Source organism: Pseudoruegeria sp. SK021, assembly GCF_002119405.1.
Classification (GTDB): Bacteria; Pseudomonadota; Alphaproteobacteria; order Rhodobacterales; family Rhodobacteraceae; genus Meridianimarinicoccus.
This window is the reverse complement of record NZ_MTBG01000092.1, coordinates 1-1,917: the sequence shown is the minus strand read 5'-3', so window position 1 is coordinate 1,917 and position 1,917 is coordinate 1. Positions and strand designations below refer to the sequence as shown.

Sequence of the window (1,917 nt, the reverse complement as noted above, 5' to 3'; positions counted from 1 at the left end):
CGGATGGCTTCCAGTGCCACCTTTGCCTTGAACTCCGCAGAATAGCGCTTTCGTTTTGTCATCTCAGGTCGGTCCTTCGTCAGTCGCTAAAGCTTAGCAACTGGTCCGAATTCTTGCGACCACCTCTGGACCGGGTCCGAGACCACCAGCCACTATTTCTCCCGCATGTATAACACCGGGCGTATGTGGCGACTTCGGAACGATCCAGAGACAAAGGCAGATGGCGACATCGCGAAAAAGGTCCGCAATGCCTTCATCGCGGAATATTGCGGTGCTGTATGGGTACCACTCGCCGACGACTTAGATATCTCCGGATTGGAGGCACAGGTGATCGATCTGGCCCCCAAGAACGCCGTTGCTTGGAACCGACGCGGGATGGACGCTTACGAGGAACCCACGGATTTGGTCGATTTCGTCATCGGGCGGCTGGGTTTCGGAGCCGCCCAACGCGCTGCGCTTGATCGGCAGAAGATGCGGTTCCTCGGCGGTGAGACACCATCGACGCGCCCTGCCGCCTCTGGCGCTCAAGGGATGAAGACGTTTCCGAAAGGCCCATTCCGGTTCGAGGCGCTCGATGTGGAAACGGCTAACAATAATCGGGCCAGCATCTGCCAGATTGGTGTGGCCTGCGTCCGACCCGACAACTCGATTGAAACTTGGGTAACATATGTCGATCCCCAAACCTCACGCTGGGTATTCACCGGCCTCCACGGCATCAGCAATGCGACAGTCAGAGGTGCGCCTAACATTGCCGAGGTTCTTCCTGTGCTGGAAGTCGCCCTAAGTGGTCTTACCGTGTACCAGCATTCTGGCTTCGACCGCAGCGCGATCCGTGCAGCCTGCGCTGAATTGAGCCGGCCTGAGCCAGAGTGGGATTGGCAGAACAGCGTCACTGTGGCTCGTCAAGCATGGCCGGAATTGAAGGGTAACGGCGGTCACGGACTGGCTTCGCTGAAGGGGTATCTTGGTCTGTCGTTCGAACACCACGACGCCGGGGAAGACGCCAGAGCAGCTGCTGAAGTGGTCCTGCATGCCGAGAATTCACGGAGACGGCCTTCGGTTCAAGCAACCATAAAAGACGATGATGATTTCGATGTCGTAGACGATACTTGGGTGCCACCCCCAGGACCATCAATGCCTTTGAAACCGAATGATGCTCGACTGGGGCATGAAGCGACCTGTCCAAATGAAAAACTGATTGGGTTCACAGTTCTTACCGATGGTCACATCAAGAACAATCACTTCTACTTGCGCGATGTTTTGGCTGCGTTTCCAGAAGACTGCATCGGCGGTCCCAACGCAGCGTCGGCAGCGCCGCGATCAGTTTTGGTGAGGTGGGGCGCGAGTTCACAAATCACCACAGACATTGACGGAAAAAAGAAGCTTTTCCGCAAACGAGGGTGGGTCCGGGAATTTTTCGAGACAAATGCCGCTCAAGCTGGAAATCACGTCCAGATTTACGAATTAGGCCCCTACGAATACGAAGTGTCCGTGCACAGGGAGTAACGCAAATTGGGACCAGATGGGCTGACTTAGTCGCAACCCATTGAGTGGCTTTAGGGGGGGTGGGCGACCACTTCGCACCTGAGGCGTGCAAGCATCCACAACCCTACAGCGATCAATCCTGTTGTCGGAAAGGCGAAGGCACGTGAATCATCACCGATTGTCCGTGGCTTGCCAAACCTCGATATATCGGCGTTGAGAATACCTTCTTTCGTCCAGTCGCTTCGAAGCAAGTGAGGTGTATGGCCTACATCCCGGCAAGATAAATTCGTACAGCATCCTGGATATGCGTATTCCGGGGTCATCCGGCCACGGATTCCAAAAGTATCCGGCCACCCATTCCGATTTTATCCGGCCATCGATTCCGGGGCATCCGGCCACCCTGTGATGTGATGCTGTGAGGCAATCTGCAAC

1 protein-coding gene is annotated in these 1,917 nt (G+C 55.7%); it reads left to right on the top strand.

Going from position 1 to position 1,917, the window contains the following annotated elements; all coding sequences use genetic code 11:
* Window positions 1–183 precede the first annotated feature (183 nt).
* Window positions 184–1,506 (top strand): exonuclease domain-containing protein, encoded by a 1,323-nt coding sequence (locus BV911_RS18680; RefSeq protein ID WP_240512373.1) that lies wholly within the window; start codon window positions 184–186, stop codon window positions 1,504–1,506.
* Window positions 1,507–1,917: the final 411 nt, after the last annotated feature.